This window comes from Paenibacillus sp. CH40 (assembly GCF_024213605.1).
GTDB classification, from domain to species: domain Bacteria; phylum Bacillota; class Bacilli; order Paenibacillales; family Paenibacillaceae; genus Paenibacillus; species Paenibacillus polymyxa_B.
Genome location: NZ_JANAVQ010000004.1, coordinates 79,088 through 105,348, shown reverse-complemented (window position 1 = coordinate 105,348; position 26,261 = coordinate 79,088). Strand labels below are relative to the sequence as shown.

General features: G+C 46.0%; 18 protein-coding genes and 1 tRNA gene. 18 read left to right on the top strand and 1 reads right to left on the bottom strand.

Translation table 11 applies throughout. The features are described from left to right. Positions 1 to 273 precede the first annotated feature (273 nt). The 15 genes from ilvB to zapA all read left to right on the top strand — a co-directional run bounded on the left by ilvB (position 274) and on the right by zapA (position 21,966). Entirely contained in the window at positions 274 to 2,019 is a 1,746-nt protein-coding gene (ilvB, locus tag NLX73_RS13660; protein WP_061829126.1) for a biosynthetic-type acetolactate synthase large subunit, read from the top strand. Between the two features lies 1 nt (position 2,020). Next, a complete protein-coding gene (gene ilvN / locus NLX73_RS13655) occupies positions 2,021 to 2,506 on the top strand; it encodes an acetolactate synthase small subunit (protein WP_023987760.1) in 486 nt (161 codons plus the stop codon). 163 nt (positions 2,507 to 2,669) lie between these two features. Beyond that, positions 2,670 to 3,662, top strand: a complete 993-nt coding sequence (gene ilvC, locus NLX73_RS13650; protein ID WP_013309387.1) for a ketol-acid reductoisomerase — start codon at positions 2,670 to 2,672, stop codon at positions 3,660 to 3,662. A 124-nt stretch (positions 3,663 to 3,786) separates the two neighbouring features. Continuing rightward, entirely contained in the window at positions 3,787 to 5,328 is a 1,542-nt protein-coding gene (locus NLX73_RS13645; RefSeq protein ID WP_254326434.1) for a 2-isopropylmalate synthase, read from the top strand. Between the two features lie 204 nt (positions 5,329 to 5,532). After that, positions 5,533 to 6,609 carry a 3-isopropylmalate dehydrogenase gene (leuB, locus tag NLX73_RS13640; protein ID WP_076158045.1) on the top strand — a complete coding sequence of 359 codons (1,077 nt, stop codon included), beginning with the start codon at positions 5,533 to 5,535 and terminating at the stop codon, positions 6,607 to 6,609. 321 nt (positions 6,610 to 6,930) lie between these two features. Continuing rightward, positions 6,931 to 7,470 carry a peroxiredoxin gene (locus tag NLX73_RS13635; protein ID WP_023987763.1) on the top strand — a complete coding sequence of 180 codons (540 nt, stop codon included), beginning with the start codon at positions 6,931 to 6,933 and terminating at the stop codon, positions 7,468 to 7,470. Between the two features lie 260 nt (positions 7,471 to 7,730). After that, complete coding sequence (locus NLX73_RS13630) at positions 7,731 to 8,147, top strand: hypothetical protein (protein ID WP_013309391.1); 417 nt, start codon at positions 7,731 to 7,733, stop codon at positions 8,145 to 8,147. A 336-nt stretch (positions 8,148 to 8,483) separates the two neighbouring features. Next, positions 8,484 to 9,587: an ATP-binding protein gene (locus tag NLX73_RS13625; protein ID WP_165176165.1), complete on the top strand. Its 1,104-nt coding sequence runs from the start codon at positions 8,484 to 8,486 to the stop codon at positions 9,585 to 9,587. A 341-nt stretch (positions 9,588 to 9,928) separates the two neighbouring features. Then, positions 9,929 to 12,070, top strand: coding sequence for a bifunctional diguanylate cyclase/phosphodiesterase (locus NLX73_RS13620; RefSeq protein WP_254326433.1), 2,142 nt, complete (start codon positions 9,929 to 9,931; stop codon positions 12,068 to 12,070). Between the two features lie 107 nt (positions 12,071 to 12,177). After that, a tRNA-Gly gene (locus NLX73_RS13615) sits at positions 12,178 to 12,248 on the top strand. Positions 12,249 to 12,557: 309 nt separating this feature from the next. Further along, positions 12,558 to 13,559 carry a polysaccharide lyase family 1 protein gene (locus NLX73_RS13610; RefSeq protein ID WP_254326649.1) on the top strand — a complete coding sequence of 334 codons (1,002 nt, stop codon included), beginning with the start codon at positions 12,558 to 12,560 and terminating at the stop codon, positions 13,557 to 13,559. A 365-nt stretch (positions 13,560 to 13,924) separates the two neighbouring features. Next, positions 13,925 to 15,775 carry a ribosomal protection-like ABC-F family protein gene (gene abc-f / locus NLX73_RS13605; protein ID WP_254326648.1) on the top strand — a complete coding sequence of 617 codons (1,851 nt, stop codon included), beginning with the start codon at positions 13,925 to 13,927 and terminating at the stop codon, positions 15,773 to 15,775. Positions 15,776 to 16,224: 449 nt separating this feature from the next. Continuing rightward, complete coding sequence (gene pheS / locus NLX73_RS13600) at positions 16,225 to 17,256, top strand: phenylalanine--tRNA ligase subunit alpha (protein ID WP_269321413.1); 1,032 nt, start codon at positions 16,225 to 16,227, stop codon at positions 17,254 to 17,256. A 28-nt stretch (positions 17,257 to 17,284) separates the two neighbouring features. Further along, positions 17,285 to 19,732, top strand: a complete 2,448-nt coding sequence (pheT, locus tag NLX73_RS13595; protein ID WP_254326432.1) for a phenylalanine--tRNA ligase subunit beta — start codon at positions 17,285 to 17,287, stop codon at positions 19,730 to 19,732. A 209-nt stretch (positions 19,733 to 19,941) separates the two neighbouring features. Next, positions 19,942 to 21,966, top strand: coding sequence for a cell division protein ZapA (gene zapA / locus NLX73_RS13590; RefSeq protein ID WP_254326431.1), 2,025 nt, complete (start codon positions 19,942 to 19,944; stop codon positions 21,964 to 21,966). A 148-nt stretch (positions 21,967 to 22,114) separates the two neighbouring features. On the opposite strand, the gene NLX73_RS13585 is transcribed toward zapA, so the two are convergent. Then, positions 22,115 to 22,474: a phage holin family protein gene (locus NLX73_RS13585; protein ID WP_023987773.1), complete on the bottom strand. Its 360-nt coding sequence runs from the start codon at positions 22,472 to 22,474 to the stop codon at positions 22,115 to 22,117. A gap of 152 nt (positions 22,475 to 22,626) precedes the next feature. Here NLX73_RS13585 and NLX73_RS13580 point away from each other — a divergent pair, with 152 nt between their 5' ends. From NLX73_RS13580 to NLX73_RS13570, 3 genes are read left to right on the top strand one after another with little or no spacing between them, the layout of a single operon-like run. Then, a complete protein-coding gene (locus NLX73_RS13580) occupies positions 22,627 to 24,996 on the top strand; it encodes an endonuclease MutS2 (RefSeq protein ID WP_254326430.1) in 2,370 nt (789 codons plus the stop codon). A gap of 58 nt (positions 24,997 to 25,054) precedes the next feature. Beyond that, positions 25,055 to 25,468 (top strand): DUF350 domain-containing protein, encoded by a 414-nt coding sequence (locus NLX73_RS13575; protein ID WP_013309402.1) that lies wholly within the window; start codon positions 25,055 to 25,057, stop codon positions 25,466 to 25,468. A gap of 54 nt (positions 25,469 to 25,522) precedes the next feature. Continuing rightward, positions 25,523 to 26,230: a hypothetical protein gene (locus NLX73_RS13570; protein WP_250261964.1), complete on the top strand. Its 708-nt coding sequence runs from the start codon at positions 25,523 to 25,525 to the stop codon at positions 26,228 to 26,230. Positions 26,231 to 26,261 lie beyond the last annotated feature (31 nt).

Here is a 26,261-nt window from a genome sequence, read left to right as displayed (position 1 = left end):
AAAAGTATTTGGGCCCGATGATATTAACGGTGCGCTGAATCACCTATTAGGGAAAATCGTACGGTCTACGTTACAGACGCCAGATATGGAGATCCTTTGTGATTTCTGTACCTGCCAAGGTTCGATATTGCGAAATATCGGGCAAACACGGGTGGTACCACGGAAGCTACAGCCTTTCGTCCCTCAGTAACAGCAAGTCTGTTCTAGGGATGAAAGGTTTTTTTGTTTTTACAAATGTCAGATGTATGTAAATTTTGTAAAGGAGGATGACCAATGAGTGCACAAATTCCTGAAGTTAGGTCAACCAATGAATTACGTGAAAAGTGGATGAAGCCTGAAGTGATTACAGGTTCGGAAATTTTACTCCGTAGCCTGTTGCTGGAGGGAGTAGATTGTGTCTTCGGATATCCTGGTGGTGCAGTGCTTTATATCTATGATGCCATGTATGGCTTTAAGGATTTCAAGCATGTCCTCACTCGTCACGAGCAAGGAGCTATTCATGCGGCAGATGGTTATGCACGGGCGAGCGGTAAAGTGGGTGTCTGTATCGCCACTTCCGGACCTGGAGCGACAAACCTGGTAACTGGTATTGCGACGGCTTTTATGGATTCGGTGCCGTTAGTGGTCATCACGGGTAACGTTATATCTTCCCTGATCGGTACGGATGCTTTCCAGGAAGCCGATATCACGGGAATTACAATGCCGATTACGAAGCACAGCTATCTGGTAAGAGATGTAGAGGATCTGCCGCGAATCATCCATGAGGCATTTCATATTGCCAACACAGGGCGCAAGGGACCGGTGCTGATTGATATTCCGAAGGATATTTCTGCAGCCCAGACGTTGTTTGTTCCACAAACGGAACCTGTGACCATGCGGGGTTATAACCCGAAAGTGATACCCAACAAAATTCAACTAGACAAGCTAACTCAAGCTATTTCCGAAGCAGAACGTCCATTCATTCTGGCAGGTGGAGGAGTTGTATACTCCGGTGGACATGAAGCACTTTACGAGTTTGTTCGTAAAACGGAAATTCCTATTACGACAACATTGCTCGGATTAGGTGGTTTCCCAAGTGGACATGAACTGTGGACGGGGATGCCGGGGATGCATGGAACATACACCTCCAATCAAGCGATTCAACAGTCAGATCTGTTGATCTGTATCGGAGCCCGCTTCGATGATCGGGTAACAGGCAAGTTGGATGGGTTTGCTCCTCAAGCTAAAATCGTCCACATTGATATCGACCCTGCTGAAATTGGAAAAAATGTTGCAGCGGATATTCCTATCGTGGGTGACGTGAAGGCAGTGCTGGAATTGCTGAATCAGGATGTGAAACGTGCGGATCGAGCTGATGCATGGAGAGCGCAAATTCAGCATTGGAAGAAAGAGAAACCTTATTCATATAAGGATTCTGAAACGGTGCTTAAACCACAATGGGTTGTTGAGTTGCTGGATGAAACGACCAAGGGCGGCGCAATCGTAACGACGGACGTGGGACAGCATCAAATGTGGGCAGCACAGTATTACAAATTCAATCAGCCACGTTCATGGGTCACCTCTGGTGGACTCGGTACGATGGGATTTGGTTTCCCTTCTGCAATCGGTGCTCAGATGGCAAATCCTGACAGATTGGTAATATCGATTAACGGGGACGGCGGTATGCAGATGTGTTCGCAGGAATTAGCCATCTGTGCAATCAATAACATTCCGGTTAAAATCGTAATTATCAACAACCAGGTTCTTGGAATGGTTCGCCAATGGCAGGAATTGATCTATAACAATCGGTATAGTCACATTGACCTGGCTGGAAGTCCGGATTTTGTGAAACTTGCCGAAGCATACGGAGTCAAAGGACTGCGTGCTACGAATAAGGAAGAGGCACGTCGGGCTTGGCAGGAGGCGCTTGATACACCCGGACCGGTCGTTGTCGAGTTTGTAGTCAGCAAGGAAGAGAATGTATATCCGATGGTGACGCAAGGTTCGACAATTGATCAAATGCTGATGGGGGACGAGTAAAATGACAACAAAAAATACCATTGCTGTACTGGTAAATGATCAACCCGGCGTTTTGCAACGTGTGTCCGGCCTGTTCGGTCGCCGAGGCTTTAACATTGAGAGCATAACTGTGGGACAATCGGAAGAAGTTGGATTATCCCGTATGGTCATTGTGACTGTAGGGGATGAGAACAACTTGGAGCAGATTGAAAAGCAGCTTTACAAGCTGGTTGATGTGATCAAGGTCATCGATCTCAGTTCCAAGCCGATGGTAGCTCGGGAATTGGCGATGATAAAGGTAAAGGCAGAACCGCCTCAGCGGCCAGAGATCATGGGTGTGGTAGAAACATTCAGAGCAGCTGTAATTGATGTTGGAACGACGAGCTTGATCGTACAGGTCATTGGCGATACAGAAAAAATTGATGCCATGATCGAGTTGTTGAAGCCTTACGGTATTCGGGAGTTGACTCGAACCGGGGTTACAGCTATGATACGTGGCAATGCTTAATATGGAGCTTTAACGAATTACCGCTTATAGCGCATTACATCAATAAAGAACCGCCCGCATAAGAGCGGGGGCTCGAAGAGATTTTTAGATACTGAGCACGAGGGAAAGTCTCTTGGGGTACCCGCTCATTATGAAGGGTCCAATTAAAAGGAGGAAATTAACCATGGCAGTTACAACGTACTACGAAAAAGATGCAGAACTCAGCGTATTGAAAGGAAAGACAGTGGCCGTTATTGGTTACGGTAGCCAAGGACATGCTCAAGCACAAAACTTGCGTGACAGTGGTGTGAATGTTGTTATTGGTTTGCGTGAAGGCAAATCAGCTGATGTCGCAAGAAACGACGGTTTTGAAGTTCTGAACGTAGCTGATGCAACAAGCCGTGCAGATGTGGTTCAAATTTTGTTACCTGATGAAACTCAAGCTTCTGTGTACAAAAATGAAATTGAACCTAACCTGAAAAAAGGCGCAGCTCTTTTGTTCTCCCATGGTTTCAACGTTCATTTTGGACAAATCGTAGCTCCTAAAGATAGCGATGTATTGCTGGTTGCTCCAAAATCCCCAGGACATATGGTACGTCGTACCTATGTAGAAGGGTTTGGAGTACCAGGGTTGATCGCAATTGAGCAGGACGCAACGGGTCAAGCCAAAGAAATCGGTCTTGCATACGCAAAAGGCATTGGCTGTACACGTGCGGGCGTAATTGAAACCTCCTTCCGTGAAGAAACGGAGACGGATCTGTTCGGTGAGCAGGCGGTATTGTGTGGCGGCGTGAGCGCACTCGTAAAAGCGGGCTTTGAAACATTGACTGAAGCAGGTTATGCTCCTGAGATGGCATACTTTGAATGCTTGCATGAGCTTAAGCTGATCGTTGACTTGATGTATGAAGGTGGATTGGCAACGATGCGTGATTCCATCAGTAATACAGCGGAATATGGCGATTATGTAACTGGACCACGCGTGGTAACGGAAGATACGAAGAAAGCCATGAAGGATGTATTGACTGACATTCAACAAGGTAAATTTGCTCGTGACTTCATCCTTGAAAATCAATCTGGACGTGCATTCCTGACGGCTACTCGTCGTAATGAAGCTAACCATCCGATTGAAGTGGTGGGCGGACAATTGCGTGAAATGATGCATTGGATCAAAAAGTAATAATCTTTTGTACTATGAACTCGACAACATGAATTATTTATAAATATTAATTACAATGCGGCCCTGCTTATTGCGTGAGCCGCATTGTAATTTAAGGGTCCTAATCCTGAGGAGGTGCGTTAGGTTGCGCAAAATATATATATTTGACACAACGTTGAGAGACGGAGAACAGTCACCTGGCGTGAACTTGAATACTCGTGAGAAAGTGGAGATCGCTCATCAGTTGGAGAAGCTGGGAATCGATCGTATGGAGGCTGGGTTCCCGGCTGCTTCTCCGGGTGATCTGGCGGCTGTTAATGCAGTAGCAAAAGCTGTGAAAAATTCGACGGTTATTGGTCTTTCGCGTGCAAGGGAACAGGATATTGATGCGGTTCGCGAGGCACTCAAGGGAGCTCAGGACCCGTGTATCCATATCTTTTTGGCAACTTCTCCTATTCACCGTCAGCATAAGCTGCGGATGGAGAAGGCACAGGTATTGGAAACCGCTCGTGCTGCCATACGCTATGGGTTGAAATATTTGCCTAAAGTGGAGTTTTCTTTGGAGGATGCAGGTCGTACAGAGCTTGATTTTGTGGTTGAAATGGTCAACATGGCTGTACAAGAAGGGGCTTCTGTCGTCAACATTCCAGATACGGTAGGTTACTTGACACCCTACGAGTATGGAAATATATTCAAACACATTAAGGAAAATGTGGTCGATGTGGAGAAGATTCAATTGAGTGCACATTGCCACAATGACCTGGGAATGGCTACTGCTAATACACTCGCTGCCATCCTGAACGGCGCGGATCAGATCGAGGGAACCATCAACGGTATTGGTGAACGCGCTGGAAACACGGCCATTGAGGAAATCGCCATGGCACTGGAGACGAGACAGGAATTTTTTCAGGCCAAAACGTCTCTGCAATTGTCTGAAATTGCACGCACGAGCCGTTTGGTTAGCCGTTTGACGGGGATGGTAGTGCCGGGCAACAAGGCGATTGTTGGAGCCAATGCTTTTGCGCACGAATCAGGTATTCATCAAGACGGCATGTTGAAAGAGAAAACGACTTATGAAATCATGACACCAGAAAGTATCGGTCTGAAAGAAAGCAAGCTGGTACTGGGCAAGCATTCAGGACGGCATGCTTTCCGTGAGCGTTTGATCGAGTTGGGCTACGAATTGAACGAAGAAGATCTGAATCGCGCTTTTGGGCAGTTCAAGGATCTGGCTGATAAGAAGAAGGAAGTTTCGGACGATGATATTTTGGCATTGCTGGAAGAAAAATTGGCCGATGCACCTGAAGTCTTCAAGCTGGAAACGATTTTTGTTACCTATGGAAACAAAGCTACGCCTTCCGCACAAGTGCATCTGGTTAACGATGAAGGTCAGGTTATCGAGACAGAAGCTGAAGGAAATGGTTCAGTCGATGCGATCTACAATGCGATTGACCAAGCCAGCAACGAAAGCGTTGTACTTTCAGATTACTCCATCAAGTCAGTTACCCATGGTAAGGACGCCCTGGGTGAAGTCCATGTAGTGCTGACGCAAAACGGACTGTCTGTGCAGGGACGCGGGGTAAGTACCGATATTCTGGAAGCAAGTGCTCGGGCTTACGTAGATGCGCTAAATGGTTTGATCGACAAGCGTAAAAATTACAGTAATCGCGTAGATTATAAATCTTAATTTTATCGGACTTAAGAGTTGGATATATACAGGATCGGATGTTTCCGGTCCTGTTTTCTTTTTTCTCTGATGAAAAAATCAGCTTATAGGCTGTGCCTATTGAATTGATAGATTCTATATCTTGGTCAAAGTCCTGCCATGTATGTTACAAAGAAGGTATGAAAAATACGGTTGTATAGCTGTATAACAAGAGGAGTGTACGTGATGGCAGACGTTAAAAAGATTGCGGTAATAGCGGGAGATGGAATTGGACCTGAAGTGGTCGCAGAGGCAGAGAAAATTTTGAAACGTACGGAAGAAGTGTTCGGCCTTTCATTTGAAACGGAGCATGCGCTGTTCGGCGGGATTGCGATTGATAAGAAGGGCACACCATTGCCGGAAGAAACACTGGCAGTATGTCAATCTGCAGATGCCGTTCTGCTGGGAGCGGTAGGAGGACCACAATGGGACAACAATCCAAAGGAGCTTCGTCCTGAAACTGGACTGCTGGGCATTCGTAAAGAGCTCGGTCTGTTTTCGAATCTTCGTCCTGCTGTCGTCTTTGACTGTCTCAAGGACGCATCTACATTGAAACCGGAAGTGTTGGAAGGAACGGACCTGATCGTGGTGCGCGAACTGACGGGCGGCATTTATTTCGGTGAGAAGTTCAGACGAGAAAGTCCTCAGGGTGAGGAAGCAGTCGATACTTGTGCATATAATGTAACAGAAGTAGAGCGTATAGTGCGCCAATCTTTCGAAATTGCACAAAAACGTCGCAAGAAACTAGCATCGGTGGATAAGGCTAATGTACTGGAAACCTCCCGTTTATGGCGTGAAGTAGTTAACCGGGTTGCTGTAGACTACCCGGATGTCGAGCTGGAGCATGTATTGGTTGATAACTGCGCCATGCAATTGCTGCGTCGTCCATCTAGCTTTGACGTCATCGTGACGGAAAATATGTTTGGTGACATTCTCAGTGATGAAGCGGCTATGCTGACCGGATCCATCGGCATGCTCTCCTCCGCATCACTTGGAGAAGGCAGCTTCGGCCTATACGAGCCGGTACATGGCTCCGCGCCTGACATTGCAGGTCAAGGGCTGGCGAATCCCATTGCAACGATTTTGTCCGTTGCTTTGATGTTCCGTCTCACCTTTGGGTACGAGAAGGCAGCTGATGCCATTGAGAAAGCGGTAGCTGAGGTATTGGATGCAGGGCACCGTACGGCGGATATTGCGGTGGATAAATCTCAAGCGATCTCGACAACTCAAATGGGAGATCTGATCGCAGCAGCTATTCGTTAAAAGCTCCGTAAATCACCTGTTCTGAAAAAAAGCTTCCTATTATATAGTAAGGTTATACAGTACAGCCTTTTCGACAAATGTTTAGCACAGTAGCTCCTGAGCAATCAGGAGCTACTTGTATATTCAAAAGTTCAAAATGTGAATAAAGCGTGAATTTTTAAGCTAGTTTAAAATAATTATAAAAAAGTAATGGTTATAATATTGACTTTGATTTCAGCGAATGATAACATTTATCAAGTAAGTTGTCCATTACAATACAGATGATTGAGGAAAACACATTCGGTGTTTTTCTTACATATTTTAAAGGAGGATTTCATTATTATGGCAGAAAGATTGGTAGGAAGACCCGCCCCTGATTTTGCATTGGAAACAGTAACTGGAGACGGTCAAGAATTTGGTTCGGTGAAGCTTTCCGATTACCGTGGCAAGTGGCTCGTATTTTTCTTCTATCCACTGGATTTCACTTTTGTGTGCCCTACGGAAATTACAGCGTTGAGCGATGCTGCTGACCAATTCAAAGAGCTGGATACTGAAATTCTGGGTATCAGTGTAGACTCCGTGCACAGCCACAAAGCATGGATCAACACAGCTAAAGAAAACAATGGTCTGGGCAAACTGAACTTCCCATTGGCTTCTGACATCACGAAAAAAACAGCGAGCGATTATGGCGTTCTGATCGAAGAAGAAGGCGTTGCATTGCGCGGCTTGTTCATCATTGATCCAGAAGGCGAATTGAAATATCAAGTGGTTAACCACAACGACGTAGGCCGCAGTGTGGAAGAAACTTTGCGTGTACTGCAAGCTTTGCAATCCGGTGGCTTGTGCCCAATGAACTGGAAACCAGGCGATCAAAATCTGTAATATAAGCTTCATAAGTTGAAATTAAACAAGCAAGCCCCCAACTAGCGGTTACTCTGCCGTTATTGGGGGCTTGCTTGCCTGCTCTGTGCAGCGCAAGATGTGAGGATATCCTGTTTAAATGAGACAATATAGAGTGAAGTAACAAATAATTATGGAAATGTTGTTGTGTTCTGGAGGAATTTTGCCTGATGAAAGCGAATAAGGTATTGTAGAAGATAAACAAGGCAGAACAGGTTTTGTTCAGAGGAGGCTGAGCCCGGATGAGTTATTGCTGTGGAGCAAGCATGGTAGGAACCAAGGGAACGCTGAAGCATTACCGCACCCAAGTTCATAATGTTCCTTTGCTGTTTTGCCCGGTATGTCGTCGCATTGAAGTTCATTATAAAGTCGAAAATGAGTATGAAATTCTGGCTGAATATGCACATGGAGATGGGGCAACCGAGATTGATTTTCAGGATTATGTCATGGAAGACGATGATACGATATTTGAAAATTGTGTGAATCGTGAAAGTGAAGATGCCTTTGAAATTGTGAAGCGTCAAATTGACATATCTCTGGATTTATTGATGGTAGCCAAACAGATGAATGATGAAAAATGGCAGGGAGAGCTTAAGAGAAGACTGGCCGTTATGAGCCAAAGACGATCCCGACTTCAACATAATAAGAGCGGCAGTTGACATCCTACACACCAAAGAAGCTCTCAATTCTGGAGAGCTTCTTTGGTGTGTAGGGCGCTTGTTCCTAACGTAATCTTTCATTTTGGTAATGTTGCGCAGATATTATGACGAAAGAAAACAGGATAAAAATTTGGATTCGACACTTTTTCCGATTGACTGCGATCCTTAATCTTGTCTATCATAAAATAAGACTCGAATTGGAAAGAGATGGTCGGATTTCTGTGAAACTGTTTTCTACATCATGAAGGGTAGTCGATAGATGCCTTTCTCTTCTTCAAGATTATTACGCGTCCGAAACGGCCAGTTTGTCATTCCGAAACAAGGGGGAAGCCTGGCATGATCAGTGAATTCCAAGAAGCCTTGCTTGATACCGTGGGAGCTTGTCCTTCCACACAGATCGCCAATAACAAGTATGAAAATGTGCTGGAGAACCTGGATAGTGGTATCATGCTGTTTGACAGTGACGGGGTACTGACCTTTATTAACGTGCAAATGGCGAAATTGCTGGAGCTACCACGGAGTTCGCTAGCAGGTCGCAATTTGATGCAAATTTTGCATCATCCTGAGTTAAGTCGGTTTAAGAAGAAGAAAATCATGCGGATTTATAAAGAAACTATCTTTCATAGAAAGCGCTATCATGAGTTGATTGATGAGTATGGTCGGCATTGGTTGATAACAGTGACTTATGGTGATCAGATGGATGGGGATTTTTTGTTTAGCGTCAAGGATGTGTCGGATTATAAGCAGATTGAGCAGACGGCGTATCAAAACGATAAGCTGGCGATGCTGGGACGCATCTCTGCTTCTATCGCCCATGAAATCCGTAACCCGCTTACCGCAATTCGGGGCTTTATTCAATTGCTTCGGCCACATTTGGTGGAGTTGGGCAGGGACGAGTATGCCCGCATTATATTAACAGAGATTGATCGTGCGAACGACATTATTTATGAGTTCTTAAATTCGTCCAAGCCTTCGGCTCCGCAAAAGACAGCTGTATCTGTGATGGGCTTGCTGAAAGAGGTAGTGATGCTGACAGAAAGCGAAGCATTAATGAAGGGTTGCCAGATTGCATTGGACGAAAATGATGAGCTCATGAAGGTTTCCATTGATGTGAAGCAGATTAAGCAGGTTATCCTCAATATGATTAAAAATGCGATGGATGCCATTGAAAGCATCAGTGGGGAACGAGAGGGCTGCATCGATATCCATACAGTGCTTGAGGGTAATTATGTCCACATTTGTATTGAAGATAACGGATTAGGTATGGATCACAATACATTGGCGCGTTTATTTGATCCTTTTTTTACAACAAAAGAAAGTGGAACCGGATTGGGATTGGCTGTGAGCTATCGAATTATCAAAAATCACGGAGGCTTCATACATGTAGACAGTAAACATGGAAGTGGCACACAATTCAAAATCACGCTTCCTGTAGTTTAATATGGGGAGGTTTTCGCAGAGGGGTCCTGTACATACTATTTCTTTTATGTTGTGCAGCGTTGGGGTATAGGTATCACCTTTTTGGAAAAGGTTGTCTGAAGCGCATAATCTGACAAGATGATGCGCTTTTTTGGTGCTGTAAGCTCGGTTATTTGCGTAAATGCGAAAATGAATTCATGAATTTAAGACAAAAAAATGATTCACCTTTCACAGATTAAATGCTATTATATACCAGAATACAACATTATTTTTGATACTATAGACTTAAACAACGGCTTCCAAAGCTGTCAAACGTCTTAGATGATCGGAATCTCCGATATGCAGGGGGCTGAAGAGGCTGAATGAGTATACGGCTGGAAGTAAAAAAAACGATAGGTATCGGCATTGCTTCGATAGTTTTGTTTGTCTTGGTTCAGTTATTTCACGTAACTTTGAATAAGATATACTCCCATAATATTTTTTTCTTGTTATATCCGATTGTAGGATTTTCCTGTGCTGCGATTTGTTTTTCTATTTTTTATCAATCCTGGTCCGTTTTACTGGAAAAGTTATCCTTGCAGAGACTTTTTATTGCCCCTACGTTTTTGGTGGCTGGCCTGCTTTACCTTGTTCATATTGTTTCGTTTAGTTTCGTAAGCCTGACAGACTTTGCTTTGTCTCCGGGCATTTCGTTATGGCTGCTATTTGTAAATCGTGCCTTTACTTCTGTCTTGCTCTTATGTGTTTGTTTCCTCCCGTTTAGCAAGACGAAGTCTGAATACAAGACAGTGGCTTTGTGGGCAGGGATAGGCTGCACTTTGCTGATTCTAGGAGTTATTAAGACATTTGGTGCAGACTTACCGGATCTACGTATACGATACGAAATAGGCAACCTGGGCTGGACATTAAATCTGGCTGTCATGTTACTGCTTGTGCTCACTTTTATTTTCGGGGTGCGAAAATATCGGAAAGCCCGCCCGGCGGAGTTGGGCATGTTGCTTATTGTTCGTGGGATTGGGCTGTGTGTTGTGAGTCAGTTGTTCTATTTATTTTCTGAGCAAATGAGCGATATTAATCACCTTTTGGGACTTTTGACCAACGCGGTAGCATTTTATAATATGTTGAGCGGGCTGGTTCGGTTGATGGTTCTGGTTCCTTATCGTGAAAAGCAGGCAGCAGAATCTGAGTTTAATCACATTGCCTATAATGATGATATAACAGGACTCCCCAATCGTCGTCGCCTTTCCCAACGCTTAGATAAAATATTGCGCAAATCATTGAAATCGGATGAGACAGTAGCGCTTTTAGTGCTAAATATTGATCGTTTCAAGGCGATTAATGATTCGCTTGGACATATGGCAGGGAATTATTTGCTGTATGCGGTAGGCGAACGCTTGGGGCATTTTAGCCATGAAGGGGAAGCTGTCTTTAGCATGGGCGGAGATGAATTTGCCTTTCTTCTAACGGGATACGAAGATACAGATGCTATGAGAAATCGTATTGATGATATGGTGAAGCTGTTCGATCAGCCTTTCGATATTAATGGCGAATCCTATCATGTGATGGTGAGCGTTGGTATAGCTTTATACCCGTTGGATGCGAATCAGAGCGAACAGCTTATTCAGCAGGCGGATACGGCTGTCCATAGTGCCAAAGAGCAGGGAGTGAATTTTCAGCGGTATGCTAGCGCGATGCAGATGCGAGCGCATGAAAGACTCCAGCTGGAAAATGATCTGCGGCGAGCACTTGAAAATGAGGAATTTTCATTGGTATATCAACCACGTGTCCACCTGCAAAGTGGCGAGCTAACGAGTTTGGAGGCGCTGGTGCGATGGAATCATCCTCATCGTGGGATGGTGATGCCGGGCGATTTTATTCCGGTGGCTGAAGAAAGTGGTTTAATTGTGCCCTTGGGGGAATGGGTGTTAAGGGAGGCCTGTCTGCAAAATAAGCAATGGCAGGAGCTCGGGTACCCACCCATCCCGATTTCGGTCAATTTATCCATGCGCCAATTTCAGCAAAAAAAGCTGGTGGATGTCATTCGGGGCATTTTGACCTATACGGAACTTGAAGCACGCTATCTAGAGCTTGAGATTACCGAAAGTATGACCTTTGATAAGGATCGGGCCTTTGAACAGTTGAAAAAAATAAAGGCTATTGGTGTCGCAATCAGTATTGATGATTTTGGAACTGGCTATAGCTCATTGCATTATTTGAAGAATCTCCCGATTGATCGTCTAAAAATTGACCGTTCCTTTGTAAATGAGGTACTGGTCGACAGCAAAAATGCGGCAATTGTATCTACTATTGCTTCCATGGCTCACCATTTGAAGCTGAAGGTTACGGCTGAAGGAGTGGAAAATGAGGAGCAGCTTCATTTTTTGCAGGCACAGGATTGTCATGAGGGTCAGGGATATTACTTTAGTCGCCCCATTCCTGCAGAAGTCTTTGAAAAATTGTTTTTACGTAAACCTATGAATTGGCTGGCTCAGGATAGTATGTAGTATGCTTGCATTTTGCTGAAAGGTAAGTTATACTAAATAACATCCTGATTCAGCTGGTTGACGATAGGTTAAGCGTGTCATACATAAGAATCGAGATGTTATAAAATGCGGGTGTAGTTCAATGGTAGAACTTCAGCCTTCCAAGCTGATAGCGTGGGTTCGATTCCCATCACCCGCTTACTGTTTTAAGAAGTTCGAAACCCTTGTGACGCAAGGGTTTTTGTTTTGTTTGGAGCTAGATAAATGCATTATAGCCGGGGTGCCGACGGGGTATCACGGCTTTTTGCGTTCTTACGAACTATTTTTACATTGCTACACAAAATAAAATATAAAATATTTAGCTTAGATGCTATAAATAAACAGATAAAAAGAACTATTTACCAATTACTAAAAAATAAGTATAGTCGCATTGTCGGGATTTAACTTAAAAAAGGATGGTGTAGCTGCAATGAGGAAAATTTCTTTTCTGTTTTTAGCATTAACTTTGATGCTGTTTACTTTTTCAGCAAGTTCTACGTTCGCCGCTGCTGATTTTCCAAATACGTCGACGAATGGAATGACTGGTTTTGCCGGACAGGCTAAAAGTGAAAATGGAGCTACAAAGCCTGCCACAACGGGGGGAAAAGGCGGTCAGGTCATTTATATCAATAATGTAAACGATTTGAAAAACCAGTTAGGGGATTCAACTCCTAAAATTCTGGTAATCGAAAAAAATATTTCTGCCTCCTCTAAAACCGTGGTCAACATTGGTTCCAACAAATCACTCATTGGTTCTTACGCGCAACACAAGCTGGTTAACATTCATTTGAAAACAACAAATAATTCGGGAAATGTGATCTTTCAAAATTTAACTTTTGAGCACAGTGCCAACATTAACGGTAACGATGACATCCAACTTTATCTCACTGCAGGTACAAATTATTGGATTGATCATGTTACATTTGCAGGTCACAGTTATAATGCGAATGGCTCGGATCTGGACAAACTTTTGTACATAGGTCAATCGGCTGATTATGTAACCATTAGTAACTCCAAATTTGCTAATCATAAATATGGTCTCATTTTGGGATACCCTGATGATGGCAATAAAAATTATGATGGCATGCCCCATATCACGATCGCCAATAATTACTTTGAAAACTTACTTGTACGTGGCCCAGGGCTTATGAGATATGGATATTTTCATGTTAAAAATAATTATATTAATAATTTCCAGCTTGCTTACACCATTGCTACGAATGCAAGAATCTATTCTGAGTACAACTACTTTGGAAAAGGTAGTGAAAAGGGCGGTATTCTTGATGATAAAGCCAATGGCGAGTTTAAAGATGTGGGGAGTTTTCCCGCCATCAACAACCAAAAATCGCGTGTAACCAGTTGGAATCCAAGCAAAAACTATAGCTATCAGGTTCAGACTCCTGAATATACTAAAGAGTTTGTAACGAAATATGCAGGTTCGTCCAATACAACTTTGGTATTTGGAAAATAACGCGGGTTATTTGCAAATGCATTGTGATCTGCTATACTGACTGCAAGTAAGTATCCCATGAAAAGGAAGGTAACCATACGTCCGATGAAGTAAGCACACTGATTTTCCCACTTAACTGCACAGTTACTGGCAGGCGGCTGTAAGCTGCAACGGGAGAAGTGTGTCTGAAAATGAATGTAGGGATGTATGCGTTTATTCCGGAACGGGATTTGGCTTATTCGTTTACGGTGTTATTTTTCATAAGCGTATGTTCTGAAACGATTCATAACAGTCATTCTATATTCCTTGCATGCAAGCCGCAGCCTTCTGCGGCTTTTTTTATTGCTTCCGGGATCAAAAAACCGGACTGGGAAAGGATGATCGGTATGAGAACGATTTTGCGTATTCGCAATGTAGTAAAGGATTGGAGCGGGACATCTTTATTTGAGAATGTGTCGTTGGAAGTGATGGAAGGAGAACGGCTCGCACTGTTTGGAAGAAATGGAGCAGGTAAAACGACGCTATTGCGAATATTGCTGGGAGATGAAGCGCCAACCTCTGGTCAAGTAGAGCATGATTTGCCACTGGAAGAGCGGGGCTGGCTGAAGCAGCAGGATACGGTGGATTGGTCTCGAACCGCACTGGAGGCCGCACAGCAGGCCAGCCCTCGACATTGGCGTCTCAAGCGAGCGTTGGGACAGCTGGAAGCTGACCTAGCCGATGCTGGGGAGGATATGGAGCATCATCTGGAGCGTTACGGCGAACTGATGGATGAATACGAACGCCTGCAAGGCTTTGCCTGGGAGTCTGAGGTGGAAAAGGCGCTCACTCGAATGGGAATGCCTGTTCAGACGTGGTCCATTGCTTATGGTGACCTGAGTGGCGGACAGAAGACGAGAGTGCGATTAGCCGGACTCATGGTCAGGCAGCCGAAGCTGCTGGTGCTGGATGAGCCGACCAATCATTTGGATGCCGAAAGCTTGCTTTGGCTGGAGCAGTGGCTGTCCACGTATCCGGGAACACTGCTGTTTGTATCGCATGACAGAGCCTTTTTGGATCGGGTGGCTACGAGTATAGTTGAGCTCACTTCGACGGGTATTGGGCGCTATAAAGGCGGCTATAAGGAATATAAAGCGCAAAAGGAGCGAGAGCTGCGAGAGCAGGAAGCCAGCTATCGGAAGCAGGAACTCGCGAAACAGGCGCTGGAGGAAACGATTCGAAATTACAGGGAATGGTTTCATCAGGCACATCGTGGCGCATCCAAGGTTGAGATGGCCGTCACGCAGAGCTTTTATAAGGCCAAAGCTAAAAAAAATATTTCCCGTTATCATGCGAAGGAGAAGGAACTGGAGCGACTGGAGGCCAATAGAGTAGAGCAACCGCGTGAGGCTGCGTCTTTGCACATGAAATTAAGTGACAGCGGGTTTCAGGCAAAATATTTGCTGCGTGCTGAGCAGGTTGACTTTAGCTACAACGACCGTATCATTGTGAAAAATCTAAATCTGATCGTTGCACGTGGAGAGCGACTGGCTGTTCGCGGGCCCAATGGAATTGGTAAAACCACGCTGCTTCGGTTATTAACAGGTCAACTGGAGCCACAGACAGGAAAAATCACAACCAACCCACAGTTGAACATCGGATATTTTTCACAGGAGCTGGAGCAGCTTCCGGAGGATCAAACGTTGCTGGACAGTCTGCTTGCACTCCCGACAATGACTCAAACAGAAGCAAGAACGGTGTTGGGCTGCTTTCTTTTTGCGAAAGAGGACGTATTTAAAAGGATCGGGACACTCAGTATGGGAGAAAAATGCAGGGTAGCTTTTCTGCGTCTGTACTTTAGTGGAGCCAATCTGCTGGTGCTGGATGAACCCACGAATTATTTTGACATTGAAACCCGTGAAATTGTAGAGGATTCTTTGCGTAACTATGATGGAGCACTGGTGCTCGTCTCACATGATCGGGAGCTGGTGAGGTGCACGGCAACTCGATTACTCGATATGAAGCCGGAGGGCGGATATGAAATTTATGAGGGGACAGCCGACGAAAAGCAAGAAGATGAGCGGAGCCGTCAACGGGAGCCAGAAGACCAGGAGCGGCGTGAGGAACGGCTTCGATTACAATTGCGTCTTACAGAGTTGATGGGAATGACGGGCACGAATGACGAAAACGAGAAGTTGTTGAGCGAAATCAGGCGCATTCGTGCAAATCTGGAGCGGTTGGATGATCTCGATATCTAAAGAAATGAAACGTATGCCCTGCTTGCCAAAGCGCGGTAGTTTGCATATAATAATGAACAATAGTTCGAATTTTTGAAAATGTCTTGATGGAGAAGAGTAGACAGTGTCCGATTGAACAGGGAGGAAGCGCCGTAGGATTGAGAGCGTTTCTGCAAATACTGGGCTGTTGAAGTTCGCTCCGGAGCAGTTCCTTGAACCTCAGACGCCATGTGAATGGCGAATGTGCAAGTAGGGGATACCGGTTCACGACCGTTACAACGTGTAGAGCGAGACGATGATGCATAGCATGAAAATCACCTGTAACTAGTTGCCGTAAGGCAGAATGCTGGGTGAGCTGAGCTTATTGTCTAACGAGGGTGGTACCACGGTCTTTTCGTCCCTTACCGGGAGAAAAGACCTTTTTTTGTTGTCTGAAAAGCTGGAAATGAAGAAAGGGGACTGAACAGGCGATGAGCGAAACCATCCAAATGAAGGAACATTTGCTGGCCTTGAAGGAAGAAGCACTGGAAGTATTGGAGAAGGTTGCAACACCCAAGGAGCTGGCTGATTTACGGGTCAAATATTCGGGGAAAAAGGGCGCATTGACTGAAATCTTGCGCGGTATGGGCAAGCTGAGCGCGGAAGAGCGTCCAGTTGTTGGACAGGTAGCCAATGAGGTGCGCGAGGCGATTGAAGAAGTCGTTAACCGTAAGCAGGACGAGTTCACGAAAGCAGAAACAAATGAGCGTTTGCAAGCGGAAAAGATCGACGTTACGCTGCCTGGACGCGCGTTGCCGCAAGGTGGACTGCACCCGCTCAACAAAGTGATTGAGCAAATCGAGGATATTTTTACAGGTATGGGCTATCGAGTGGCTGAAGGTCCACAGGCAGAGACGGATTATTATAACTTCGAAGCATTGAACCTGCCTAAAAATCACCCAGCACGGGATATGCAGGATTCATTTTACCTGACCGAGGATCTGTTGATGCGTACCCATACGTCACCGGTTCAGATTCGTGCAATGGAAGCGATGAAGGGCGAAACGCCTATTAAGGTTATCTGTCCGGGTACGGTTTTCCGACGTGATGATGACGATGCAACGCATTCTTTTCAATTCCACCAAATTGAAGGGCTTGTCATTGGAAAAGACATTCGTATGAGTGATTTGAAAGGAACCTTACTTCAATTTGCACGCGAAATGTTCGGAGAATCGACCGAAATCCGTTTGCGCCCAAGCTTCTTTCCGTTCACAGAGCCGAGCGCTGAAGTAGACGTGACTTTTGTGAAGAAAAATGGCGAACGTGTATGGATTGAAATTTTAGGCTGTGGCATGGTCCATCCGAAAGTGTTGGAGATGGGAGGTTTTGATCCCGAGGTGTACAGCGGCTTTGCATTCGGTATGGGTGTAGAGCGGATTGCTATATTGAAATACGGTATCGACGATATTCGTCATTTTTATAACAGTGACCTGTCGTTCCTGAAACAGTTTGCGCGTCAATAAACAACTATATCAAGGGAAGTGAACCCATATGAAAGTATCATTCGAGTGGCTGTCCGATTATGTATCGCTGGATCAGGTAAGCGCGGAGGATCTAGCAGAGAAAATCACCCGTTCGGGCATAGAAATTGATGAGGTCGAGCAGCGCAATCAAGGAATTACTGGTGTCGTTGTCGGCTATGTTAAAAGCAAGGAAAAGCATCCAGATGCTGATAAGCTGAATGTATGTATTGTCGATGCAGGTCAAGAGGAAGATCTGCAAATCGTGTGTGGTGCTAAAAACGTGGATGCAGGTCAAAAGGTTCCTGTTGCAGTTGTAGGTGCAAAGTTGCCGGGAGATTTCCACATTAAAAAGGCCAAGCTACGTGGTGTTGTATCCATGGGCATGATCTGCTCGGCCAAAGAACTGGGCATGAATGACAAGCTGCTTCCAAAGGAATTGCAAGAAGGTATTTTGGTGCTGCCTGAGGATGCTGAAATTGGTATGCCAATTACGAAGCTGCTGGCGCTGGATGATCAGGTGCTGGATTTTGATCTGACACCCAACCGTTCGGATTGCCTGAGCATGCACGGAGCAGCATATGAAGTGAGTGCGATTCTGGGACGTGACATTTCGCTGGCTGACCCGGCTAAGGATCTGGTTGAAATTAGCGATGCAGCGGCAGATCATCTGTCTGTGAAGGTAGATACTCCTGAACTGTGTACGCACTATGCGGCCCGTTATATCACAGGTGTAAAAGTGGGGGCTTCCCCGTTATGGATTCAAAACCGTCTGATGGCGGCAGGTGTTCGTCCGATCAACAACATCGTAGATATTACGAACTACGTTATGCTGGAATACGGTCAGCCGTTGCATGCTTTTGATGCGGATAAGCTGGAAAATGGAAATATTGAAGTTCGACTCGCTCGTGCAGGCGAAACATTGATTACACTTGACGATCAGGAGCGTAAGTTGGAGCCGCATATGCTGCTGATTACAGACGGTGTGAAACCCATTGCATTGGCAGGCGTGATGGGTGGAGCCAATTCCGAGGTTACGGATGCGACGGTCAGCATTGCGCTGGAATCTGCCAAGTTTGACGGCGGTACAGTTCGCAAAACATCCCGTCAACTTGGACTGCGTTCAGAAGCGAGTCTGCGTTTTGAAAAAGAGGTTGATCCAGGCGCTGTTGTGCCTGCTGTGAATCGTGCAGCTGCGCTGATTCAGCGTTATGCGGGAGGCACTGTACACCAGGGCATCGTAGAATCAGCGTCTGCAAAAGCTGAAAACCGCATTATCAAGCTGTCGCTAGATAAAATAAACCGATATTTGGGAACCGAACTGTCGCTGCTTGAGGTGAAAACGATTTTCGGTAGACTTCATTTCGGATGTGGCGACGCAGAGCAAGGTGTGCTGGAAGTTCAAGTTCCTACACGCCGTGGAGATATTACCATTGACGTGGACTTAATCGAAGAGGTAGCTCGTCTGTATGGTTACGACAATATCCCGACCACGCCGATTGAAGGTCCTACAACTCCGGGAGCTTTGACAGCATCGCAATCATTGCGCCGCTCCCTGCGCAGATTGCTGGCTCATGGTGGTTGGCAGGAGACGATCAGCTACTCTTTTGTACATCCGCAAAGTACAGGGTTATTTAATGCCCTGACAGAAGGTAGCCATCCGGTACGTTTGGCTATGCCTATGAGCGAAGACCGTAGTGTTTTGCGTACGAGTATCATCCCACAGATGCTAGATACAGCGGTGTACAACATGAATCGCAAGCAAGACAATCTGGCGATTTTTGAGATGGGAACAGTATTTTATACAGAGGAACAAACATTAACCCGTCAGCCGCAGGAAATTCAAGTGCTTAGTCTACTGCTGACTGGGGTACGCCGTGAAAAACAATGGAATATTGGTGCTGAAAAGGTTGATTTCTTTGATATTAAAGGCGCGCTTGAAACGGTGTTTGACTATTTCGGATTGAGTGCCAGCATTCGTTATGTGGCTGACCAACCACAAAGCTATCACCCGGGCCGTTCTGCTTCGGTATGGCTGGATGTGAATGGAAACTCTCAACGGATCGGTACCATTGGGCAGATTCATCCGGAGCTTCAACAATCTTATGGGCTGAATGATACGTATGTAGCGGAAATTGCGTTGCAACAGGTCGTTGAACACGCCAACTCTCATATTCAGTTCAGAGAGCTGGCTCGCTTCCCATCCGTGGAACGTGACATTGCCCTCGTGGTAAATAAAGACGTCGAGGCAGGTGAACTGCTTCGTGTTATTCACGCTGCAGGCGGAGAGCTGTTGCAGGATGCACGAGTGTTTGATGTATTTACAGGCAGTAAGCTTGGTGAAGATAAGAAGAGCGTAGCTATCTCTCTGACCTATCGTCATTGGGAACATACGTTGACGGATGAAGAGATCAATGCGGCGCATACTCCTGTCGTTACGTCTCTGGAACAAACTTTTGGAGCGGAATTGAGAAAGTAGCAGGAAATGCGGGAAGCCGTATCGAATCTTAGTGACAGAGGTTCGATACGGCTTTTTGGCCTATCATCATAGAAGCTCTCTTACTCTGATATTTACCCGCTGCGGGGAAGCCGGACTAATAAGGTTGAACGCTTCACGGAAGGCGGGTTACCATAGTACCGGACACACCTTAGAATCAACATACAGTAGTATTGAAGGAGGGCATAATTGTGACTACACCAGATCGTACTCGCGTCACTGTAGAGATCTACGGTACTTCTTATAAACTCGTCGGCAGCAATACCGATTATATGAAGCAGGTTGCCAATTACGTGGATGAGCGCATGCACAGCATTTCTCAAGCTCATTCGCGTCTGGATATGCCACGAATTGCCGTGCTGGCTGCGGTTCATATGGCAGAAGAAGCTGTACAAATCCAGGAAATTCAGAGTCATATGAACCGCTTAGCAGCGGAACGAGCAGAACTCCGGGGAGATCTGGCGCAACTCCAGACGGCACTAGGAGAACAGCAGCAAAAAAATACAGATCTGCATCAATCTTTTATTCAACTAAAGGAAGAAAAGGAAGCAACGCAGAAGAAGCTGATGGAAACCGAATCTGTATCAGCCAAAGAGATTGCCCAATTGAAGGCAAAGCTAGAACAGCAGGAGAAAAAAGCGACTGAACTTGAAAATGGACAAAAACAAGCTAAACGTGAATTGGAGGAGTCTCGTCAAGAAGCTTCTCGCAAGCTGAAAGAGCAGCAGGAGGCGGCTAATGCCCGTATCCGACAAATAGAAGAGCAGATGAAGAAGGAAGTAGCTGAAGCGACTAAACAGGCTGAAGCCAAGCTGTCAGCTGCAGAGAAGACTCATCAGGAGCAAAAGCGTACAGAACTGGACAAGCTGCGATCTGCTTTGCAGCAAGAGCATAGTAAGAAGGTAAGCGAATGGCAGACCAAGTGCTCAGGGCTGAATGAGCAGCTGGAGCAGGAACGTAAACAGGCTGAATTGGCGTTGAATGAAGAAAAGCTCCAGCATCAGGAAGCGCAGAAGCGAGCTGATGAAGCTGCACTGGAGCAGGAGATTCGGGTTGAGGAGCTTCAGGAACAATTAGAACAAGTACAAGCAGGCAGTACAGAGCTTGTTTCTCGTCTGGGAGAGGCTCAAGAACAAGCAAGAGTACTGAAGCAACAACAGTCCGAGCTGGAGTCTGTGCTGGAAACACAGCGACAGGCTGCGATAGAGCGAGAGCAGGCAGATACGCTTGCGCGTGAAGAACTGCAAAGCCGATATGATCAATTAGAAGCTGAAGCTAAGGCTACGCAGCAGCAGACGGCTAAGCTGGAGGAAGAACAGCGGCGGATGCAGAAGCTGCTGGAGCAAGCTCACGTATCTTCTCGCAAGCTGCAAAGTGAGCTGGCTACGCTAGCTGAAAGCGAGAAGTCATGGAAGAAGCTTGCAGAAGAACGCCAGTTGGCAGTTGATGAGCTGGAGCTCTCCCTGCTGGAAGCACGTGAACAGAAGGAAGCGATACAGGAGCAATTACAGCACGCAGAGGCTGAGCTCGAAGCTATTAATGATAAATTTGCTTCACAACAGCAACGGCTAGTTCAACTTGAAGCGAGAATCAAGGAGCTTTCACCTGAGCTGATTCGCGTTCAGGATGAGCTTGAGAAAGCCAAAGTCCGAGAGCAAGAGGGAGCTAAGGCGTATCAATCGCTTCAGGAGCAATATGGAAGCATGAAGAGCCGAGCTGGACAGCTGGAGCAGAATATTAAGCAGCTTCAACAGGAAGATCACGAACGGCGGAGTAAACTGGAACGTGCTGAGGAAGAATCTTTAGAGTGGCAACTTAAATACGATCAGTTGAAGGCAGAAGCGGAACGTCTGGAAGCTGAAGATGCTGCCCGTAAGGAAGAATTTGCATCTTGGGAACGGGAAATAGCGGTAACCGTTGAACAAAAGGAACAGCTTCAGGAGGAGACTCGTTTGGCGGTTGAAGCTGCCAAAACAGCGAAAGCTGAACAGCAGTCCATAGAGCAGGAACGAATGGCCTTGCAGTCTGAATTGGACGAAGTGGGTCAAAAATATGAAATGGCGGCGCATCAGCTTCGTCTGTTACAAGTACAACAGGACGTAGATCGGGAAAATACGGAGAAGATTTCTACAGAATTACGTCAATTACAGGAAGAATACACTAAACTTCAAACGGAGTACAATGAATGGATTGAACTTATCGAACAGGATCAGTAGATACGGATTAAAAATGTAAGGCAATCCCCGGCTGCTCATCGCCGGGGATTGTTTGCTTTTGTATCCACTCAGAGGTTATATGACACAAAGCTGTCCTTTGGCAGACGAAATCTGCTTCGGGACAGCTTTGTCGGGAGTTCTATTGAAGTTATTTCCCGTCTTTGCGACCTGCTTCAAACGGTGTCGATACCGGAATAAACAGGTCGATAATCCCGATAACCAACGCAGCGAGCAATGCGCCCAGAACGGAAACACTGACATTGGTCACCACATATTGAGCGATCCAGATCACCAGAGCGCTCACAAGAAAACCTACGATACCGCGTCCAAATGGAGAAACGCGTCGGCCGAACACTGCCTCGATAATGTAACCAACCAAGGCGATGACAATGGCAAGAATCAGCGCGCTCCAAAAGCCGCCTACACTAAATCCGGGAACGATCCAGCTTACGACCATCAGCACCAGAGCGGCAACGATGAAACGTACAATGTGCCCGAGAATGCTCACGGAATAACCTCCTTTGTTTTTTGAATTTACAGGGTTAGACAAAGGTTAGTGTGTGGCATGAAGAGCTTTCTTATGTGTAAAAAGGAGTTGGCAAATAGCGTAAGTTTGCTGCTTTCGGTATAATATAGATATATGTGAAAGGAGTAGTGAAGTTGGACTCTAAAATTTTTAAAACCCTTGAATATCAAAAAATTCTAAATAAACTAAGTCACTATGCCCAAACGGCAACGGGACAACAGACAGCCCTTCGACTACAGCCCAGCGATGATTTGGAGCATATCAAGAAAATGCTGAAAGGTACGGATGAGGCCTATGCTGCTGATCGACTCAAAGGAGTGCCTTCATTTAACGGAGTAGTGGATATCACTCCGGCGGTGAAGCGTGCCCGTATTGGCGGAACGTTAAGCCCGCAGGAGTTGCTTGGCATTCGGACAACAGTTCAGGCCGCACGCCGTATACAGGTATACGTGGCAAGTTTGCATGAGGAAAATCCTGTCGAAACATTGCTGTATTGGAGTGAGCAGCTTTCGGAGCAGAGAGGTTTAGAAAACTCCATTAAAGGCTGTATTGACGAAAATGCAGAGGTGCTGGATTCTGCCAGCACTGAGCTTTCTCAAATCCGTCGGGAGGTGCGCTCGGGAGAAGTGCGTATTCGTGAAAAGCTGGATTCCATGATTCGTTCCTCAACTGTATCCAAAATGCTTCAAGATCAGTTGATAACGATTCGTGGAGATCGGTTTGTGATCCCAGTTAAGGCCGAATACCGTTCTTATTTTGGCGGAATTGTTCATGATCAATCCGGGTCTGGCGCAACATTGTTTATCGAGCCTGAATCCATTGTAGCCATGAACAATAAGCTGAGGGAAACAAGGCTGAGAGAAGAGCGTGAAATTGAAGTCATTTTACAAAAGCTGACCGCACTTGTCGCAGAACAAGCAGATATGTTGCTGTATGATGTGGACATATTGGGCAATCTTGATTTTATTTTTGCAAAAGCGCGTCTCGCCCGTGAAATGAAGGCAACCTTGCCTTTAATGAATGACCGCGGATATTTGAAGCTGAAAAAGGGCAGACATCCCCTAATTCCGTTGGAGCAGGTTGTTCCCATTGATGTGGAGTTGGGCAATTCATACACCTCCATTATCGTTACCGGACCGAACACAGGGGGGAAAACCGTTACTCTGAAAACCATCGGTCTGCTTAGTTTGATGGCGATGTCTGGACTGTTTGTACCTGTTGAGGATGAAAGCCAGCTGTGTGTATTTGATGCAATCTATGCCGATATTGGTGACGAGCAGAGCATTGAGCAAAACTTGAGTACATTTTCCAGTCACATGACCAATATCATTAGCATCCTGAAAAATATGACGCCCAAAAGTCTTGTATTGCTTGACGAAGTGGGGGCAGGAACGGACCCCGCGGAAGGTTCGGCTCTAGCTGTATCCATTTTGGAGCATATACATGCCATGGGTTGCCGTATGGTTGCCACGACTCACTATAGTGAATTGAAGGCGTATGCCTATGAGCGTAAAGGAATTATTAATGCAAGCATGGAGTTTGATGTCGCTACATTAAGCCCGACTTACCGCCTTCTGGTCGGTGTTCCCGGACGAAGTAATGCATTTGCTATTGCCGAGCGATTGGGATTACCAGGGCGTATTTTAGACTATGCCCGTGGTGAGGTAACGGAGGAAGACCAGCGCGTCGAGCACATGATCGCGTCACTGGAGCAGAACCGTTTAACAGCTGAGCAAGAACGGGAAAAAGCGGAGCAGCTGCGTAAGGAAATGGAAGCATTGCGTAGCCGTCATCAGACGGAGTTGGATAAGCTGGAGTCCCAACGGGACCGTATGCTGGAAAAAGCTGAGGACGAAGCAAGAGTTCTCGTGGATAAGGCTCGTAGTGAAGCAGAGAAAATCATTACTGATTTGCGTAAATTGGCTCAGGAAGAAGGGGCCTCGGTTAAGGAGCATAAGCTGATTGCAGCTCGCAGAGAATTGGATGAGGCTGAACCGAAGCAACGCAAGAAAAGTACCGTCAAACGCCCGGCCGCTACACGTACTCGTTCTATCATGGCTGGCGATGAAGTATCCGTTCACAGTCTGAATAAAAAAGGCCACGTGGTTGAACTGTCCGGTACCAAGGAAGCTGTGGTTCAACTGGGAATCATGAAGATGAAGGTCAGTCTGGATGATCTGGAACTACTGCAACCTGCACAAACAACGACTCCAAGAGTTCAAAAACCAGTGACTGGCGTTAAGCGGACACGGGATGATAACGTACGAAGTGAACTTGATCTTCGGGGGGCGAACGTGGAGGAAGCCTTGATGGAAGTGGACCGCTTCATGGATGAAGCGTTTCTGGCCAATCTGGGTCAGGTACACATTATACATGGCAAAGGTACAGGTGTCCTGAGAACCGGTATTCAGGAGTACCTCCGCAAGCATAAACATGTGAAAAGCTACCGTATCGGTAATTACAATGAAGGCGGCACAGGCGTAACAGTTGCTGAATTGGAATAGCTATGGGTTGCCGGCTTTGCCCGGGAACGCTTGGTAGAACGGGAGGGACGAAGTGAAGATGGCGATTGATGAATTGCTGTCACATCCGTTGGGGATGATGCTGGGTTATTTCTCGGTGGCGGTGCTGGAGCTAATTGTATTTTTGTCGTGTTTTGAGCTGGTAACCCGCTATAAATGCTGGGAAGAGATCAAGCGCGGCAATGTTTCGGTAGCCATGGCTACGGGAGGGAAAATGTTCGGTATTTGCAACGTGCTCCGCTTTGCGATGGAAGCCAAATCTAGTGTGTATGATACGATGATTTGGTCGTTCGTTGGCTTTTTACTGCTACTTGCGGCGTACTTTCTTTTTGAGTTTCTAACACCGGTATTTTCTATCGATCAACAGATTAAAGAGGATAATCGTGCTGTCGGCTTGTTCTCCATGATTATTTCAATATCGTTATCTTATGTGATCGGTGCCAGTGTAACTTGACACATCCTGTATACTAGAGCTTGGTATACGCTTGGAACGGAAGGATGATAAAGCTTGGAAATGACTATTTGCCCATGGTGTAACATGGAAATTATTTGGGATGAAGAATTAGGGCCTGAGGAAGAGTGTCCTTATTGCCATAATGATCTGAAAGGGTACTCTGACATCACCGATGATGAAGATGAGTCTGTTTCTCCACCTGTGCATAGACATGCCGGTGAGCATGGACATGAAGAGACGAAACATGATCATGTGGCTTCTGTAACCCCGGTGCCCCACTCTCATGGAAAAGAAGACCTGAAGGGTTATCGGACATTGAGTATTCAGCTCGGTGATGATGAGGAGCAGGATATTTTATATGAGGCAGAGGATGAAATCGTAGTTGAAAAACCGGTTGATGCACCATTGTTGCAGGATAATGAGCTTCATAAGCTGCCTGTGCTGCATACTTTGCAAAAATTCGAAGAAAGCGGTGCGGATCTGATGGCTTATGAACAAGGTGCTGAACAAATACTCGACAGACAAGATGAGGTTCTTGAATGTTCTCAATGTGGGGAGTACATGCTGCATGCGGGTTCGCAAACCGTAACCAGAGAAGGTTTTGAACCGTCGATGTCCCCAGCGCTTGGCAAGCCTGTTCTGGATTTGCCGTTCGTCTTGAATGTTTATGTGTGCCCTAGCTGCTTCCATGTACAGCAGACACTATCAGAGAATGACCGACTGCGGATGCTGGAGAAGCTCAGCGGTATTTCCAACAATTAAATAGCAATCCCCCGGATAGGCCCAAGCTCAA

Excerpts from the sequence above, each read along its gene's own strand:
- ilvB (WP_061829126.1), top strand. The coding sequence starts at position 274 with ATGAGTGCACAAATTCCTGAAGTTAGGTCAACCAATGAATTACGTGAA.
- ilvN (WP_023987760.1), top strand. The coding sequence starts at position 2,021 with ATGACAACAAAAAATACCATTGCTGTACTGGTAAATGATCAACCCGGC.
- ilvC (WP_013309387.1), top strand. The coding sequence starts at position 2,670 with ATGGCAGTTACAACGTACTACGAAAAAGATGCAGAACTCAGCGTATTG.
- leuB (WP_076158045.1), top strand. The coding sequence starts at position 5,533 with ATGGCAGACGTTAAAAAGATTGCGGTAATAGCGGGAGATGGAATTGGA.
- NLX73_RS13635 (WP_023987763.1), top strand. The coding sequence starts at position 6,931 with ATGGCAGAAAGATTGGTAGGAAGACCCGCCCCTGATTTTGCATTGGAA.
- NLX73_RS13630 (WP_013309391.1), top strand. The coding sequence starts at position 7,731 with ATGAGTTATTGCTGTGGAGCAAGCATGGTAGGAACCAAGGGAACGCTG.
- NLX73_RS13625 (WP_165176165.1), top strand. The coding sequence starts at position 8,484 with ATGATCAGTGAATTCCAAGAAGCCTTGCTTGATACCGTGGGAGCTTGT.
- NLX73_RS13620 (WP_254326433.1), top strand. The coding sequence starts at position 9,929 with ATGAGTATACGGCTGGAAGTAAAAAAAACGATAGGTATCGGCATTGCT.
- NLX73_RS13610 (WP_254326649.1), top strand. The coding sequence starts at position 12,558 with ATGCTGTTTACTTTTTCAGCAAGTTCTACGTTCGCCGCTGCTGATTTT.
- abc-f (WP_254326648.1), top strand. The coding sequence starts at position 13,925 with ATGAGAACGATTTTGCGTATTCGCAATGTAGTAAAGGATTGGAGCGGG.
- pheS (WP_269321413.1), top strand. The coding sequence starts at position 16,225 with ATGAGCGAAACCATCCAAATGAAGGAACATTTGCTGGCCTTGAAGGAA.
- pheT (WP_254326432.1), top strand. The coding sequence starts at position 17,285 with ATGAAAGTATCATTCGAGTGGCTGTCCGATTATGTATCGCTGGATCAG.
- NLX73_RS13575 (WP_013309402.1), top strand. The coding sequence starts at position 25,055 with ATGGCGATTGATGAATTGCTGTCACATCCGTTGGGGATGATGCTGGGT.